This window comes from Paenibacillus sp. SJS-P3 (genome assembly GCF_056711585.1).
In genome coordinates, this window is sequence record NZ_CM160043.1 from 4,399,860 (window position 1) to 4,413,454 (window position 13,595).

Sequence of the window (13,595 nt, forward strand, 5' to 3'; positions counted from 1 at the left end):
TTGAGGCCGGACATGCAAGGCCGCTGCGATTGCGCAGCGGCCTTTTCGGCTTTCTTTGATGTCTTTTCAAGCCCGGGCTTGAGGAGGGTTCTATAAAAGAAGGGCCTGACGCAGCGGCGGCGGATGCGGCACACTGGACTCATCCCATACCTGATCGAGGAGATGATTCCATGAAAAGATTTCCTGCTTCTGCTGCGGCTGCCGGAATTGCTGGAGAGAACACAGCGCGGAGCGGCGCGATGAGAAGTTTTCTTCTCCGCTTGGGCGCGGCGTTTCTGTCCGCTGCAGCGACGGGCATCGTCATGGCGGGCCTGTGGGCAGCAGAATCCCATTCTATTCAAGGAGCCTGGATGCAGCGGCTATTCGGAGCCGTTCTGGTCTTCATCTATGCCCTGCCCTTCCATCTCTTCTACGGCATTCCCGCCTCCTGGGCCATCGGCCGCTTCAGCGCCAGAACTCTCCCCTCCTCCATACGGCTCATCTCGGAACTGCTCCTTCTGTATCCTGCAGCCGGGCTGCTTCCGGCCATCGCCGTCGGGGAGGAGGCACATGGAGTCTACTGGATCTTCGCCGCTTCGGCCCTGCTCTATCGCCTCATGCTTCTCCTGTTGGACATGATTTGGAAAAACCGAAGGCGAATGGCGGCTCTCGCAGCTTTCTGTTTCAAAAGGAATTGAAATCATCATTAAGCTAGATAAGAAACGGTGCGAGAAGAGGTCTTCATCGCATGTTTCCAAATAAACGCGTAAATCAAGCAGACCATGCTGAAATGCATGGGCCTTTGATGAATCGCCTTGGAAACCGAAGGCTTGAATCTACGGCTGCAGTAACATCATCCTGATGGGCGATTCCAATTCACGCATGCCAGGCTTCTTTCCGCTCTTATTCTCCCCCTTCGCTCATTTGGATGGCCCTTCTTGGTTAACCGAATGACCTAATGTTTCCGATGCATGCCGAGCACAAAAACAGTCTTCATTCCAGGAAATCGAGTGAATGTTTAAATCTTATCGGACATACGTTCCGCTATTCGAGCGATTTGGATCGATTTCCAACTTTATCGGACATACGTTCCGCTATTTTGGATTTTACATCTTTATAACAATAGGATTCATATAAATAACGGATCCTATGTCCGATCCACCACCAATAACCTCGATATTCGATAAATAACGGATCTCATGTCCGATCAACTTGTTCCCTTGCTCTGGTTCTGGCTCTGGATCTGGCTCTAGCTCTAGCTCTGGCTTTGCTCTGACTCTTGCTCCTGCTCTTGCTCCTGCTCCTGCTTCTGTTCCTGCTCCTGCTCCTGCTCCTGATCCTGCTCCTGCTCCTAAATGGTAGTCCCTAACGCAATCTCACTCTGTTTTGACGAGTCCTATTCGCTTAAAGGGCTTATGCTTGCAGATCCGCCGTCTCACTCAGGCAGAACAAAAAGCCAAAAAGCCCCCGAAGTTATCTTCGGGGGCTTACCGCTATCCACAAGCTGAATCTCAATCCGTCTACAATGGGATCCGCATCATCAGGCTTGTCGACATTGCTTTAAGGCTAGCTCCGATGCTTGCGCGCATCGAGAATGATGCCGGCCGTCTCCTCAATTGCCCGGTCCGTCACGTCGACGACGAGGCAGCCGAGCCGGCGGAACAGGCTGCGGGCATGCTCCAGCTCCTCAGCCACCCGCTCGAGGCTGGCATAGCTGACGCTGGACGGGAGCCCCATCGTCTTGAGGCGCTCGATGCGGATATTGATCAGCTTTTCCGGGTCCATCGTGAGGCCGACAAAGACGCTGCGCGGAAGCTCGAACAGCTCCTCCGGGGGCTTCACCTCGGGCACAAGCGGATAGTTGGCCACCTTGTAGCCTTTGTGCGCCAAATAGATGCCGAGCGGAGTTTTGGAGGTGCGGGAGACGCCCAGCAGGATGAGATCAGCCTGGTTCCAGCCGGCTATATGTTGCCCGTCGTCGGCTTTGACCGTGTACTCAACGGCTTCGACGCGGTCGAAGTAGGCCTGATCCATCCGGTGCAGGCCGGCTTCTCCCTTCGGCAAGGAATCGAAGGTCTGCACGAACCCTTCCATCGCAGGGCCCATCACATCCACCGCGCGCACGCTCAACCGGACGGACTCCTGGCGAAGCATTTCGCGCAGCTCCGGGAGCACGAGCGTATACACGACGAGGCTGCCGGTCGCGGCAGCGCGCTCCATCAGCTCCCGGACCTCATCCTCCGACTTGATGTTCGCCCAGCGCTCCGTCCGGACCTTCTGCGCCTCGAATTGCCGAATCACGGCCCGCGCGACAGCCTCCGCCGTCTCTCCGGCCGAATCCGATGCGACCATGATCGTTTTCATTTCATCATCCAAGCTTCATCCTGCCCCCTAACCGCCCGTGCCGGGCTTCAGCCTCTCGACGAAGCCTCGTAGAATAGCCGCGTGACCGTTGTTTTCGTAATTCTCCCGATGACCTCAACCTTGTCGGCCGAATCGCCCGCATGCGGCTGGACGACGGGCAGGCCGTCGATCTCGGAAGCAATCATCTTGCCCATGGCGTCACGGACGGTATCGTCGGGCGACACCGTTACGAGGTTGGGATATCTCGTCATGACGAACCCGAGCGGCATGGCGGAAGCCTGCGGGTTGCCCAGGGCAACCTTGAGCAGATCCTTGCGCGAGACAATGCCGGCCAGACAGCCGGATCCATCGATGACGGTCAAGCTCCCTACGTTCTCCAGAAAGAGCGTCACGACGGCGTCGCTCACGGTCGCCGTCTCCCGCAGCGCCACAGGCACGCCCATCACCTCGCGGACCGGCAGCAGCGAAGCGTCGGCTGCGGCGCCAGGCCGGGAGAGGCTCTCCTCGGCCTCGCCGAGAAAGTAGCCTACCTTGGGCTTGGCGTCAAGATGGCCCAGCATGACGAGCAGTCCCAGGTCGGAACGGATCGCCGGGCGGGTGACCCCGAGCAGCTCTGCGATCTGCTCGCCCGTGATCGGAGCGCGCCTGCGCACCGTCTCCACGATTTTCTGTTGCCGGGTTGAAAGTTTGATCGCCGTTCCCTCCGCTCGCTTCATTTCTTTTCTCATTGTAACCGATGCCGATATTTTTTCACACCGGGAGCGTGGAAGGCTGGCTGACGGGGAGCGCCTGGCTTGGCTTGAGCAAGTACCCTGCATCCTGGCTTCGCGCGGCTGTGCCGGCTGTCTTGTTTCTGCCGCCTAATCGGATGGAGATACCTATCTTACCTATAATGCTGTTAGCCTGTATGACCTCGTATTGCTCGTATTGCTCGTATTGCTCGTATTGCTCGTTTTGCTTGTATTGCTTGTATTGCTTGTATGGCCCTATTGCCTTTACTGCCCCTATTACTTCTACTGCCTCTAATGTCTTTATTGCGAGTTTTACCTGGTTTACCTGGTTTACCTGTTTTACCTGTTTACCTGTTTACCTGTTTTACCTGGTTTACCTGTTTTGCCTGTTTGCCTCTACTACGAGTTTTACCTGTTTTGCCTCTATTGCCTCTATTACGAGTATTACCTGGTTTGCATGTTTGCCTCTACTACCTGTTTTGCCTGTTTGCCTATCTACTACGAGTTGCTTGTTTTACCTATTGCCTGTTTGCCTGCTTATCTATATCGCCTGTATGGCCGGTGCTGGCTCCGCTGATCGAATCTCTTTCTTAGATGGTGCCGACTCAGGCACTTCTGCCGACTCCATGGCTCGCGCAGCCTGCGTCTTCTGCGCTTCCTCTGCCGCCAGCGCCGCCTGCGCGGCCGCGATCCGGGCCATCGGAATACGGTAAGGCGAGCAGCTGACGTAATCGAGGCCGATGGAGTGGCAGAAAAAGATGGAATCCCGGTCTCCCCCATGCTCCCCGCAAATGCCGGTCTTGAGCCCAGGACGAGCTTCCCGCCCTGCTTTTGCGGCCATGGCGACCAGCTGCCCCACCCCTTCCGCGTCCAGCACCTGGAATGGATTATGGGGCAGCAGACGCCGCTCGACGTAGTTGGCCAGGAATTTGCCCTCGGCATCGTCGCGGCTGTAGCCGTAGGTCATCTGTGTCAAATCGTTCGTGCCGAAAGAGAAGAAATCTGCATGAGCCGCGATGGAACGAGCAGTCAGCGCCGCCCGCGGCACCTCGATCATCGTGCCGATGGGAATGGGGCAAGCTTGACGCTGCTCTGGCGTGAGCAAGCGGACGATGACCTCTTCGATATCGGCGCGCAGCAGGCTCAGCTCCGCAGCAGTCCCGACGAGCGGCACCATGATCTCCGCCTTCACGTCCACGCCGCGCGCGAGGCAGGCGGCGGCAGCCAGACAGACGGCTTCCGCCTGCATGCGGTAGATTTCCGGATGAACGATGCCGAGCCGGCAGCCTCGCTGCCCCAGCATCGGGTTGCTCTCGCGCAGCGAATCCGACATGCGCAGCAGCCTCTGCAGCCGGCTGCGCTCCGCCTCCTCCGGATCGGCTTCCAGCTTGCGCTGCAGCTCCTCTTTTCCCGGGAGGAACTCATGCAGCGGCGGATCCAGCAGGCGAATCGTCGATGGAAGGCCGTCGATCGCCTCGAATATCGCCTCGAAGTCCTGCTGCTGCATCGGCAGCAGCTCGGCAAGAGCCGCCTCCCGCTCCGCCGTCGTCTCAGCCGCGATCATGCGCTGCATGACCTTCAGTCTCTCGGGGGCGAAAAACATATGCTCCGTTCGGCACAGCCCGATGCCTTCGGCTCCGAAGCCGCGAGCCGTCCGGACATCCTCCGGCGTATCGGCATTGGCGTACACAGCGAGTCTGCGGATTCCGTCGGCCCAGCCGAGCACTTCCAGCAGCTCCTCCGTGGCAGCAGGCTCCCGCAGGGGCACTTTGCCCGCGATGACGCGTCCGGTACCTCCATCGAGAGTGATCCAATCCCCTTCCCGAATGATCTGCCCGCCCGCCTTCATCTGCCTGGCCTCCAGATCGACGGCCATATCCTCGCAGCCGCATACAGCGGGCTTGCCCATGCCTCGCGCGACGACCGCCGCATGGCTTGTCATCCCGCCCCGGCTCGTCAGAATGCCCTCGGCCGCCAGAACGCCGTGAATATCGTCAGGCGTCGTCTCCGGCCGCACGAGAACGACCGGCTTCCCTTCGCGAACCCAGGCGTCGGCGCGGTCTGCATCGAATACAGCCATCCCGATCGCCGCTCCGGGAGATGCCGGCAATCCGCAGGCCAGCGGCTGTACCCCTGCGGATTCATCGATGCCCCGGTGCAGCAGCTGCTCCAGATGAGAGATGTCCATCCTGCGCACCGCTTCCTCTCGGGCAATCCGGCCTTCGCGGACCAGATCGACGGCAATCTTCAAAGCAGCCTGGGCATTGCGCTTGCCCGTCCGGGTCTGGAGCAGGAAGAGGCGTCCGTGTTCGACGGTGAACTCGATGTCCTGCATATCCCCATGGCGCTTCTCCAGCTTGGCGCACCAGCCGGCGAGCTCCTCATATATGCCCGGCATGGCGGCGGCAAGCTCGCTGATCGGCCGCGGCGTCCGCACGCCGGCGACGACATCCTCGCCCTGAGCGTTCACGAGAAACTCCCCGTACAGGCCGGCGTCGCCCGTGGACGGATCGCGGGTGAAGACGACTCCCGTCCCGCAATCCTCTCCCCCGTTGCCGAACACCATGCTCTGTATCGTCACTGCCGTACCTTGCGTATCGGAAATCCGATTGATGCGCCGATAGACCCGGGCCCGCTGATTGTTCCACGAGCGGAACACAGCCTCGACCGCCATTCGCAGCTGCTCCCTCACATCCTGCGGAAAAGGCCTGCCCGACTCTTGCTGAATGCACGCTTTATAGGAGGAAATCAGCTCTTTCCAGGCATCCGCGCCCAGCTGCTGATCCTCCTCGCAGCCTTTCTCCCGCTTCAGCTTCTCCAGCAGCTGCTCGAAGCGCCAGCTGTCCAAGCCGAGCACAACCTCGCCGAACATCTGGATCAGCCGGCGGTAGCAATCGTACGCGAATCGCTCGTTGCCGGTCGATTCGGCCAGCGCCTCCACCGTATCGTCGCTCAGCCCCAGATTGAGAATCGTATCCATCATCCCGGGCATGGAGGCGACCGCGCCCGAGCGCACCGATACGAGCAGGGGATTCATGCGGTCCCCGAATTTCTGCCCGATCTTATTTTCCAGCGCAAGGAGGGCATCCGAGATCTGCGCCCACATTTCTTCGGTCAAATGCTCGCCGAGGCGGAAATAATCCCGGCAAGCCTCGGTCGTCACCGTAAATCCTTGCGGCACCGGAACGCCGGCAGCCGTCATCTCGGCCAGATTGGCCCCTTTCCCTCCGAGCAGCTCCTTCATCCCGATATTTCCTTCTTCGAAAAAATAGGCATACTTGATCGCCATCGCTTTACTCGCTCCCTTCCGGACGGCCGGCTGCCTGCTCGCGGCAATTCAAGGATTCGCACACGCCGTAGAAAGTTTTGACTCCGTTCGTGGGAAGGGTATACATGATTTCATTGCAATGCTTGCACAAAACAAATCCGTATTCGAGCGGGGCTGCGGAAGCGGCTTTCGGCTGAGCGTTCATCCTATCCATCTCCTGTCGTAAATTGGATTACCAGGTGATGCCGGCTTCTTGAGCTTGCTTGCTGCGCGGCTGCCCGCCGCAGCTTCGGGCGATCAGCGCCGCCAGGTCGATGACACGGCAGGCATAGCCCCATTCGTTGTCGTACCAGGCCATGAGCTGGATGCTCCGGTCGCGGACCATCACGCTGAGTCCATCCATGACGGCCGACTTGGAGCAGCCGATATAGTCTGCCGACACAAGCGGCAGCTCGCTGTATCCGACATAGCCGGCCAGCTCGCCTGCGGCTGCATCCCGAAAAACAGCCTTTACTGCCTCTTCGCCGGCATTCGTCTCCAGTCCGAGCTGCAGCTGCAGCAGAGAGACGTCGGCCACCGGCACTCGGACCGCCGTGCCCTGAATGCGGGAGGCCAGCTCCGGCAGCACCTCTTTCAGCGCCTTCGACATGCCCGTCGCGGCCGGCACGATCGAGGAGCCGCAGGCTCGGGCACGGCGCAGGTCGCGATGCGGATTGTCCATAAGGTTCTGGTCGTTCGTGAACGCATGAATGGAAGTCGCCCATCCCTCGCGAACGCCAAAGGCTTCATGAACAACTTTCAGCACAGGCGCCAGGCAGTTCGTCGTGCAGGAGGCGGCGGATACGATCCGATGCTTCATAGGATTGAAATCCGCCTCGTTGACTCCCATAACCGCCGTCAAATCGGCTTCGCCGGGAGAAGTGAGCAGCACTCTGGAAGCGCCTGCGCTTAGATGGAGATCCAGCATCGCTCTTGCCGCAAACGCTCCTGTGGCGTCGATGACAAGCCCGATCTCCAGCTGTCTCCACGGAAGACGGGAAGGGTCCCTCTCCGATACGAGCGCCAGCCGGCTGCCATTGATCAGCAGCTCTTGCTCGCTGACAACGGCGATATCCGCTTTCCAGCGGCCGTGCACCGTGTCGTATTCCAGGAGATGGGCCAGCGTGGCGGCCGTGCAGGTCGTATTGACTGCCCCGAGCTCGATTCCGTCCGTCTCCAGGTCGATCAGGCGCCTGATGCACAGCCTGCCGATTCTTCCGGTTCCGCTGATCGCAACTCTCATTCCCATTCCTCCATTTCCTGCAAATATGATGCCTATTATTTAAATATGACGCCTCATAGGGCATGAAGAGCCCTTCCCGCCGCGTTCAATCCGACGCAGATGATGGAGAGCCGTCCTTCCCGCTGGCTTCTTTAATACGCAAAAATCCCTCGCCGCCGCCGCTTGATAGGCAGATGCTCTAGGCGGAAAACAACCGGATTCGGTCAGACTGCCGCCTCCCGGCCCCCGTCGATGACCTTGAGAGATAAATCATGTCGCGTCTGGATATGGCGAAGCGTGCGGGTTTCGGCGCGCATCACGACCGAGTGGGTCCAAACCGTTCCGTCCGGGCGATAGCGGACTCCGTCGAGGAAGTCTCCCTGCGTGATGCCCGTAGCCGCGAAAATAACGTCGCCGGTCCCTACCATATCGTCCATGCTCAGGACGCGGCTGGCGTCGACGATTCCCATTGCGGCGCAGCGTCCGGCCTGCTCCTCGTCCTCGGGCAGCAGCCTTCCTTGCAGCTCGCCTCCAAGACATCTCAGCGCCGCCGCTGCCAGCACGCCTTCCGGCGCCCCGCCGGAGCCCGCATAGATATCAACGCCGGATTCGGGATAACAAGTCGCCATCGCTCCCGCCACGTCACCGCCAGGCAGCAGTCGAATTCGAACGCCAAGCTTCCGCAGCTCGCTGATCGCCGCTTCGTGCCGTTCCCTGTCGAGGATGGCGACCGTGATCTCGGCAAGCGGCTTGCCAAGCTCCCTGGCCGCTTTGCGCATGGTGACGGACAGCGGGTCAAGCAGGCTGAGCTTGCCCGAGAGCGCGGGTCCGACAGCGAGCTTCTCCATGTACATATCCGGAGCGTGGAGCAGGCTCCCCCTCGGCGCCATCGCCAGCACGGACAAAGCCCCGTTCAAGCCGCGAGCCGCCAGCTCCGTCCCTTCCAGAGGATCGACGGCCACGTCGACTTCCGGACCGCTGCCGCGGCCGACGCTCTCGCCGATGTACAGCATCGGAGCCTCATCCATCTCGCCTTCGCCGATGACCACCGTGCCGCGGACAGGAACCGAACCGAACATCCTCCTCATCGCTTCCGTCGCGCTGAGGTCCGCCTGATTTTTGCTGCCCCTCCCAACCCAGGGCGCCGATGCCAACGCGGCCAGCTCCGTTACGCGCACAACTTCCAATGCCAGTTCCCGTTCCATGTCCTCATCCCTTCTTCTTTCCTTCTGCCAGATCGCATCCGACTCTTTCCGGAATTAATGTATCATATTTTATATATGACGCACAATAGGCTAATTCAGCATCAATAATGACTCCTAATTGAGTCTGGCCTACCATGGAATTATGGGAGGATAGGCTGTTAAGCCTACCCAGGAGATCGCCTCGTTCCTTTGGCAAAAAAATAGACCGCCTGTTTCAAGGCGGCCTAGCGAGATTCTTGTGAATCGATCTGTTCTTTATCCGAAAACCATCATACTCCTATGCGGGTCCTACACAACGATCCGTTATATTCAAAAACTATCCCATCCCAATGCGTTTCGGACATACGATCCGTAAGTTACTCGAAACCTTCAATTGCCTTTGCTTTTCGGACATACGATCCGTAAGTTACTCGAAACCTTCAATTGCGTTTGCGTTTCGGACATACGATCCGTTATTTAGCCGAAAACCATCACATTCCTATGCGGATCGGACATACGATCCGTTATTTGTGAACAATTAGCTATATAACAATATAAACTGTAGAAATAGCGGATCCTATGTCCGATAAATGCGTCCATGAGCGAAAACCTCGAAAATAAGGGATCCTATGTCCGATAGGCTAATGAGGTTGCTTGAGCATGAGCATTCTCAGGGATTGAAGTTGCCGAAACCATCTCTCCCTCTTACCTCTTACCTCTTACCTCTTACCTCTTACCTCTTACCTCTTACCTCTTCTCTCTTCTCTCTTCTCTACATTTCTCTCACTTCCCCTCCCTTTCTCTCCTCATCACTCCTTTTTCTTTTGCTCATCAGTCATTATCCTGTCGGATATGTGTACCATGGGCGCTGTTTCACTTCGCCACCTTTTTCTTCTCACCGTCCTCTCCATCCCATTCCTCTCCTCTCCTCTCCTCTCCTCTCCTCTCCTCTCCTCTCCCTCTCCCTCTCCCTCTCCCTCTCCCTCTCCTTCTCTCTTCTTCTTTTCCATTCCCCTCTCTCCTCCCCCCCCTGCACTCACGCCGCCCCCGCTTAAAAACTCCCCCTAAACACAAAAAGGCCGTCCGCAAGGGACGGCCTGACGGCCTCTGGCCTCTTAAAACGATCTAGTTCTCGCTTCTATATCTTCCATCCACACAAGCACTTGCCTCCGCGAAACGCCTCCTACCAGGCGTATGCGTTTGGAGCTTCCCCGCCCGGTCCGGGGAAGATTTCGTCGATCCGCTGCAGGACGGACTCGTCCAGTTTCAGCTCGACCGCGCGCAGCGAGCGCTCGAACTGCTCCAGCGTCCGCACGCCGATGATCGGAGCCGTCACAGCCGGCTGATGCAGCAGCCAGGCCAGCGACACCAGGTCTTCCGTCTCGCCAAGCTCGTCGCACAGGCGGCCGTACTGCTCCAGCTGGTCCTTGTGCTTCTCCCAGCGCTTGTCGCCGCTGCGCTGGCCGGCGTCGCCGCGGCGGATGTTGCCGGAGAGCAGGCCGCCGTCGAGCGGGCTCCACGGAATGACGCCGATGCCGAGCGCCTTGGCGGCCGGCAGCACCTCGAGCTCCGGCAGGCGGGTCAGCAGGTTGTACTTGTGCTGCTCCGAGACGAGCCCGAGGAAGCCGCGGGCTTTGGCCTCTCCCTGCGCGACCGCGAGATCCCAGCCGGCGAAGTTGCTGGAGCCGACGTAGCCGATCTTGCCTTGGGCGACAGCCGTCTCGAAGGAGCCCCACAGCTCGTCCCAACGGACGCTGCGGTCGATATGATGCATCTGGTACAGCTCGATATGGTCCGTCTGCAGGCGGGTCAGCGAGCCTTCCAGATGGCGGCGGATCTTATAGGCGGACAGTCCGGCTTGCCTGTTGGGGCCGTCATGGCTGTCATGCATGTCGCCGTAGGCTTTCGTCGCGAGCACGGTCCGTTCCCTGCGGCCGCCTCCCTGGGCGAACCAGCGTCCGATGATCTCTTCCGTCCGGCCGGAATTCTCGCCCCAGCCGTAAACATTGGCGGTATCGAAAAAGTTGATTCCGGCATCCAGCGCCGCATCCATGATGGCAAAGGCATCCTTCTCTTCCGTGCCGACGCCGAAATTCATCGTTCCCAGGCACAGGCGGCTGACCTTGAGCCCCGTTCGTCCAAGCGTAGTGTATTCCATCGCTTTCCAACTCCTTTTTCAACAGAAATGAGGATCTATGGCAAGATGGCGGGCAGACTATTCCTTTATACCATAATTTAACGCCGCATATAATCCGCCATGCGAATCAGTCGGAGGCCGTCGTCCGGCAACGCCACATACAACCTCCGGCAAATTTCAAAATCTCCATCTCCTTCTGACCTTACGTTTACAAGAGGCCCGTATACTGGAAGACAGACTTATCCACGCCCCAGGAGGTGCCACCGTGACCATGCAGCACGCAGAGCTTCCGCACCGGCAGCCCAAGCTGATGATCCTGTACGCTTCGTATGGAGAAGGCCATCTTCAAGCCGCTCTGGCCGTGAAGGAATCGCTCGCCCGCAAGGGCAACGACCGGACGGTGCTGATCGATCTGATGGCCGAAGCCCATCCGCTTCTGAATGAAATGACCCGTCTCGCCTACCGATCGAGCTATACGGTCATGCCCGGCTTATACGGCTGGCTCTACGACCGCACCCGGCCGATGAAGCCGGATTCCAGGCTCGCGGCATGGCTGCATTCTTTCGGGCGAAGCAAGCTGCGCCAGGTGCTCCTGCGCGAGCGTCCCGACGCGGTGCTTCATACCTTCCCTTTGTTCGCCGGCCTCGCCCTCAAGCAGACGCTTCTTCCCGGAATGCTCACCGCCGCCGTCGTCACCGACTACGATCTTCACTGCCGCTGGGTGCATCCCGGCATCGACCGCTACTATGTGCCTACCGAGGACTTCGGCCGCGAGCTGAATGCTCTTGGCATCGCCGGCTCGCGCATCTGCGTCAGCGGCATTCCCGTCAAAAAGGGCTTCCGCATGCCGGAGAGCTCCGAGCGGGCAGCGGAGCCGTTCGCCCGCTACGGCCTCGACCCCCGTCTGCCGCTCGTGCTGATCATGGGCGGAGGCAGCGGCGTCATGAGCGGAATCCTCGACGCCTGCAGCCGCCTGCTGCGGATGGACAATCTTCAGATCGCCGTCATCTGCGGACGGAATGAAGCTCTCCGGGCATCGGCTGCCCGAAGGTTCGAGCGGCATCCGGAACGGTCGAGGCTGCATCTGTTCGGCTATGTGGAGACGATGCCCGAGCTCATGCCGCTGGCCTCCTGCCTCGTCACCAAGCCTGGCGGCCTCACGCTGGCCGAAGGCCTTGCCGCCGGGGTTCCGCTGTTCGTCTATCGCCCGGTGCCGGGACAAGAGCTCGGCAACGCCTCCTATCTCGCTTCCAAGGGAGCCGTGGAAATCGTCCGCTCCCCGGCCCGGCTCGCGGAAGAAATCATGAAACTCTTTGCCAGTCCTGAACGTCTTACCGAAAGAAGGTTCGCCAGCTCCTCTCTGGGCCTCCCCGGCGGCGCGGATGCTGTCGCCGAGGATTTGCTCTGGCGTCTGGGCGGGTATACTTAATGGCAACAGGCCTTACCAGCCGAGCAAGGAGGAACCCGTCCATGAATCGATTCCTGAACCGCTCCCTTGGCATCGGAGGAACCGAGCTCCCCCTCTATGCCGTCATTCTTCTGCTCGTGGAATTCGCGCGCGGCGCCGTCCTGATCAGCTTCCTGCCCTTGTACGGCAAGCATGAGCTCGGACTTACGCTGGATGCGGTAGGTGCCGCCATCACGGCGCATTATCTCACCGACACCGTGCTCAAGATGGCCATCGGGTATTTGCTTGACCGGTTCTCCATCCGTTTCGTCGTCATGGCGGGCATGATCGCTTCGGTTACAGGAGTCGTTCTTCTCCCCTTCGCGGACGTTCCCTGGCTGTTCATTCTCGCGGCCGCCATTTACGGAGTCGGGATCTCGCCGATCTGGATCGTCTGCCTGACCCAGGTGACGGAGGAGCGAAGAGCAGCCCAGATGGGTTTTTTATATATGATCTGGCTCGGGGGGCTTGGCGCAGGTCCGATTGTGTGTAATATAGTAATGGACCACAGCAGCCGCGCGGCTTATCTGATGATCCTCTCCAGCGTCGTGCTGGCGTCTGTGCTGTCGCTCTTCATCAGCGGACAGCAGCGCTCGGCCGTCGAGCGGGTGCCGCTGCGGGAGCAGCTGCCCGATATGAAGCAGCGCTTGTCCCAGATCAAGCTGCTGCTTCCGGGCATGGTGCTGCAGACGGCTGGCGCAGGCATGCTCGTGACCGTGCTTCCAACGCTGGCCACCGGCCGACTGGGCCTGACCGGCGCCCAATACTCCCTCCTGCTGACAGCCGGAGGCGTATTCACGCTCGCCGGGCTTGTCCCGTTCGGCAAGCTGTCGGACCGGCTGCGATCGTTCCGCCGCTGGTTTCTCGTCATCGGCTTTTTCGCCGTTGCGGCCGCGCTCTATGCTCTCGCCTACGCTTCGGGCCTATGGCTGTGCATCGTCATCGCCGCTCTGCTGGGCTTGTCCTATGCAGCCGTACTGCCGGCATGGAACGCCTTGCTCGCAGCCTATGTCCCTCCCGGCCAGCAAGGACTCGGCTGGGGTCTGCTCAGCACCGTGGAGGGCATCGGCGGCATGATCGGCCCGGTCCTCGGAGGGCTGATCGCCTCCTGGAGAGGAGAGCCCTTCGTCGTCTGGATCAGCGCCCTGCTGTTCGGACTGATCGGCATCTGCTATTGTCTTCTTCCGCTGGCCGAACCCGGCAAGCTTGATCCCAAATAGAACA

The 13,595-nt window shown here is 59.6% G+C and carries 11 protein-coding genes; 3 read left to right on the plus strand and 8 right to left on the minus strand.

Annotated features, from left to right (window positions below; genetic code table 11):
• Positions 1–170 precede the first annotated feature (170 nt).
• On the plus strand, positions 171–677 hold the full coding sequence (locus tag AC06G8_RS20200; RefSeq protein WP_480283706.1) for a hypothetical protein: 507 nt from the start codon (positions 171–173) through the stop codon (positions 675–677).
• An 868-nt stretch (positions 678–1,545) separates the two neighbouring features.
• Here AC06G8_RS20200 and AC06G8_RS20205 read toward each other — a convergent pair.
• From AC06G8_RS20205 to AC06G8_RS20240, 8 genes are all read right to left on the minus strand, one after another.
• On the minus strand, positions 1,546–2,343 hold the full coding sequence (locus AC06G8_RS20205) for a pyruvate, water dikinase regulatory protein (protein WP_480285476.1): 798 nt from the start codon (positions 2,341–2,343) through the stop codon (positions 1,546–1,548).
• Between the two features lie 47 nt (positions 2,344–2,390).
• A complete protein-coding gene (locus tag AC06G8_RS20210; protein WP_447662857.1) occupies positions 2,391–3,059 on the minus strand; it encodes a helix-turn-helix transcriptional regulator in 669 nt (222 codons plus the stop codon).
• A 556-nt stretch (positions 3,060–3,615) separates the two neighbouring features.
• Positions 3,616–6,363: a pyruvate, phosphate dikinase gene (gene ppdK / locus AC06G8_RS20215; RefSeq protein ID WP_480283707.1), complete on the minus strand. Its 2,748-nt coding sequence runs from the start codon at positions 6,361–6,363 to the stop codon at positions 3,616–3,618.
• A gap of 4 nt (positions 6,364–6,367) precedes the next feature.
• Complete coding sequence (locus tag AC06G8_RS20220) at positions 6,368–6,547, minus strand: GapA-binding peptide SR1P (RefSeq protein ID WP_447662859.1); 180 nt, start codon at positions 6,545–6,547, stop codon at positions 6,368–6,370.
• A gap of 27 nt (positions 6,548–6,574) precedes the next feature.
• Positions 6,575–7,630 (minus strand): type I glyceraldehyde-3-phosphate dehydrogenase, encoded by a 1,056-nt coding sequence (gene gap, locus AC06G8_RS20225; RefSeq protein ID WP_480283708.1) that lies wholly within the window; start codon positions 7,628–7,630, stop codon positions 6,575–6,577.
• Between the two features lie 197 nt (positions 7,631–7,827).
• Positions 7,828–8,808, minus strand: coding sequence for a class II fructose-bisphosphatase (gene glpX / locus AC06G8_RS20230; protein ID WP_447662861.1), 981 nt, complete (start codon positions 8,806–8,808; stop codon positions 7,828–7,830).
• A 788-nt stretch (positions 8,809–9,596) separates the two neighbouring features.
• Positions 9,597–9,797: a hypothetical protein gene (locus tag AC06G8_RS20235; RefSeq protein ID WP_480283709.1), complete on the minus strand. Its 201-nt coding sequence runs from the start codon at positions 9,795–9,797 to the stop codon at positions 9,597–9,599.
• 173 nt (positions 9,798–9,970) lie between these two features.
• Positions 9,971–10,945, minus strand: coding sequence for an aldo/keto reductase (locus AC06G8_RS20240; protein ID WP_447662863.1), 975 nt, complete (start codon positions 10,943–10,945; stop codon positions 9,971–9,973).
• A 250-nt stretch (positions 10,946–11,195) separates the two neighbouring features.
• Here AC06G8_RS20240 and AC06G8_RS20245 point away from each other — a divergent pair, with 250 nt between their 5' ends.
• Both AC06G8_RS20245 and AC06G8_RS20250 read left to right on the plus strand, forming a co-directional pair.
• Entirely contained in the window at positions 11,196–12,353 is a 1,158-nt protein-coding gene (locus tag AC06G8_RS20245) for an MGDG synthase family glycosyltransferase (RefSeq protein WP_447663103.1), read from the plus strand.
• A 41-nt stretch (positions 12,354–12,394) separates the two neighbouring features.
• Positions 12,395–13,591 carry an MFS transporter gene (locus AC06G8_RS20250; protein ID WP_480283710.1) on the plus strand — a complete coding sequence of 399 codons (1,197 nt, stop codon included), beginning with the start codon at positions 12,395–12,397 and terminating at the stop codon, positions 13,589–13,591.
• The last annotated feature ends 4 nt before the right edge of the window (positions 13,592–13,595 follow it).

Excerpts from the sequence above, each read along its gene's own strand:
- AC06G8_RS20200 (WP_480283706.1), top strand. The coding sequence starts at position 171 with ATGAAAAGATTTCCTGCTTCTGCTGCGGCTGCCGGAATTGCTGGAGAG.
- AC06G8_RS20240 (WP_447662863.1), bottom strand. The coding sequence starts at position 10,945 with ATGGAATACACTACGCTTGGACGAACGGGGCTCAAGGTCAGCCGCCTG.
- AC06G8_RS20245 (WP_447663103.1), top strand. The coding sequence starts at position 11,196 with ATGCAGCACGCAGAGCTTCCGCACCGGCAGCCCAAGCTGATGATCCTG.
- glpX (WP_447662861.1), bottom strand. The coding sequence starts at position 8,808 with ATGGAACGGGAACTGGCATTGGAAGTTGTGCGCGTAACGGAGCTGGCC.
- AC06G8_RS20235 (WP_480283709.1), bottom strand. The coding sequence starts at position 9,797 with ATGGAAAAGAAGAAGAGAGAAGGAGAGGGAGAGGGAGAGGGAGAGGGA.
- ppdK (WP_480283707.1), bottom strand. The coding sequence starts at position 6,363 with ATGGCGATCAAGTATGCCTATTTTTTCGAAGAAGGAAATATCGGGATG.
- gap (WP_480283708.1), bottom strand. The coding sequence starts at position 7,630 with ATGGGAATGAGAGTTGCGATCAGCGGAACCGGAAGAATCGGCAGGCTG.
- AC06G8_RS20205 (WP_480285476.1), bottom strand. The coding sequence starts at position 2,343 with ATGAAAACGATCATGGTCGCATCGGATTCGGCCGGAGAGACGGCGGAG.
- AC06G8_RS20220 (WP_447662859.1), bottom strand. The coding sequence starts at position 6,547 with ATGAACGCTCAGCCGAAAGCCGCTTCCGCAGCCCCGCTCGAATACGGA.
- AC06G8_RS20210 (WP_447662857.1), bottom strand. The coding sequence starts at position 3,059 with ATGAAGCGAGCGGAGGGAACGGCGATCAAACTTTCAACCCGGCAACAG.
- AC06G8_RS20250 (WP_480283710.1), top strand. The coding sequence starts at position 12,395 with ATGAATCGATTCCTGAACCGCTCCCTTGGCATCGGAGGAACCGAGCTC.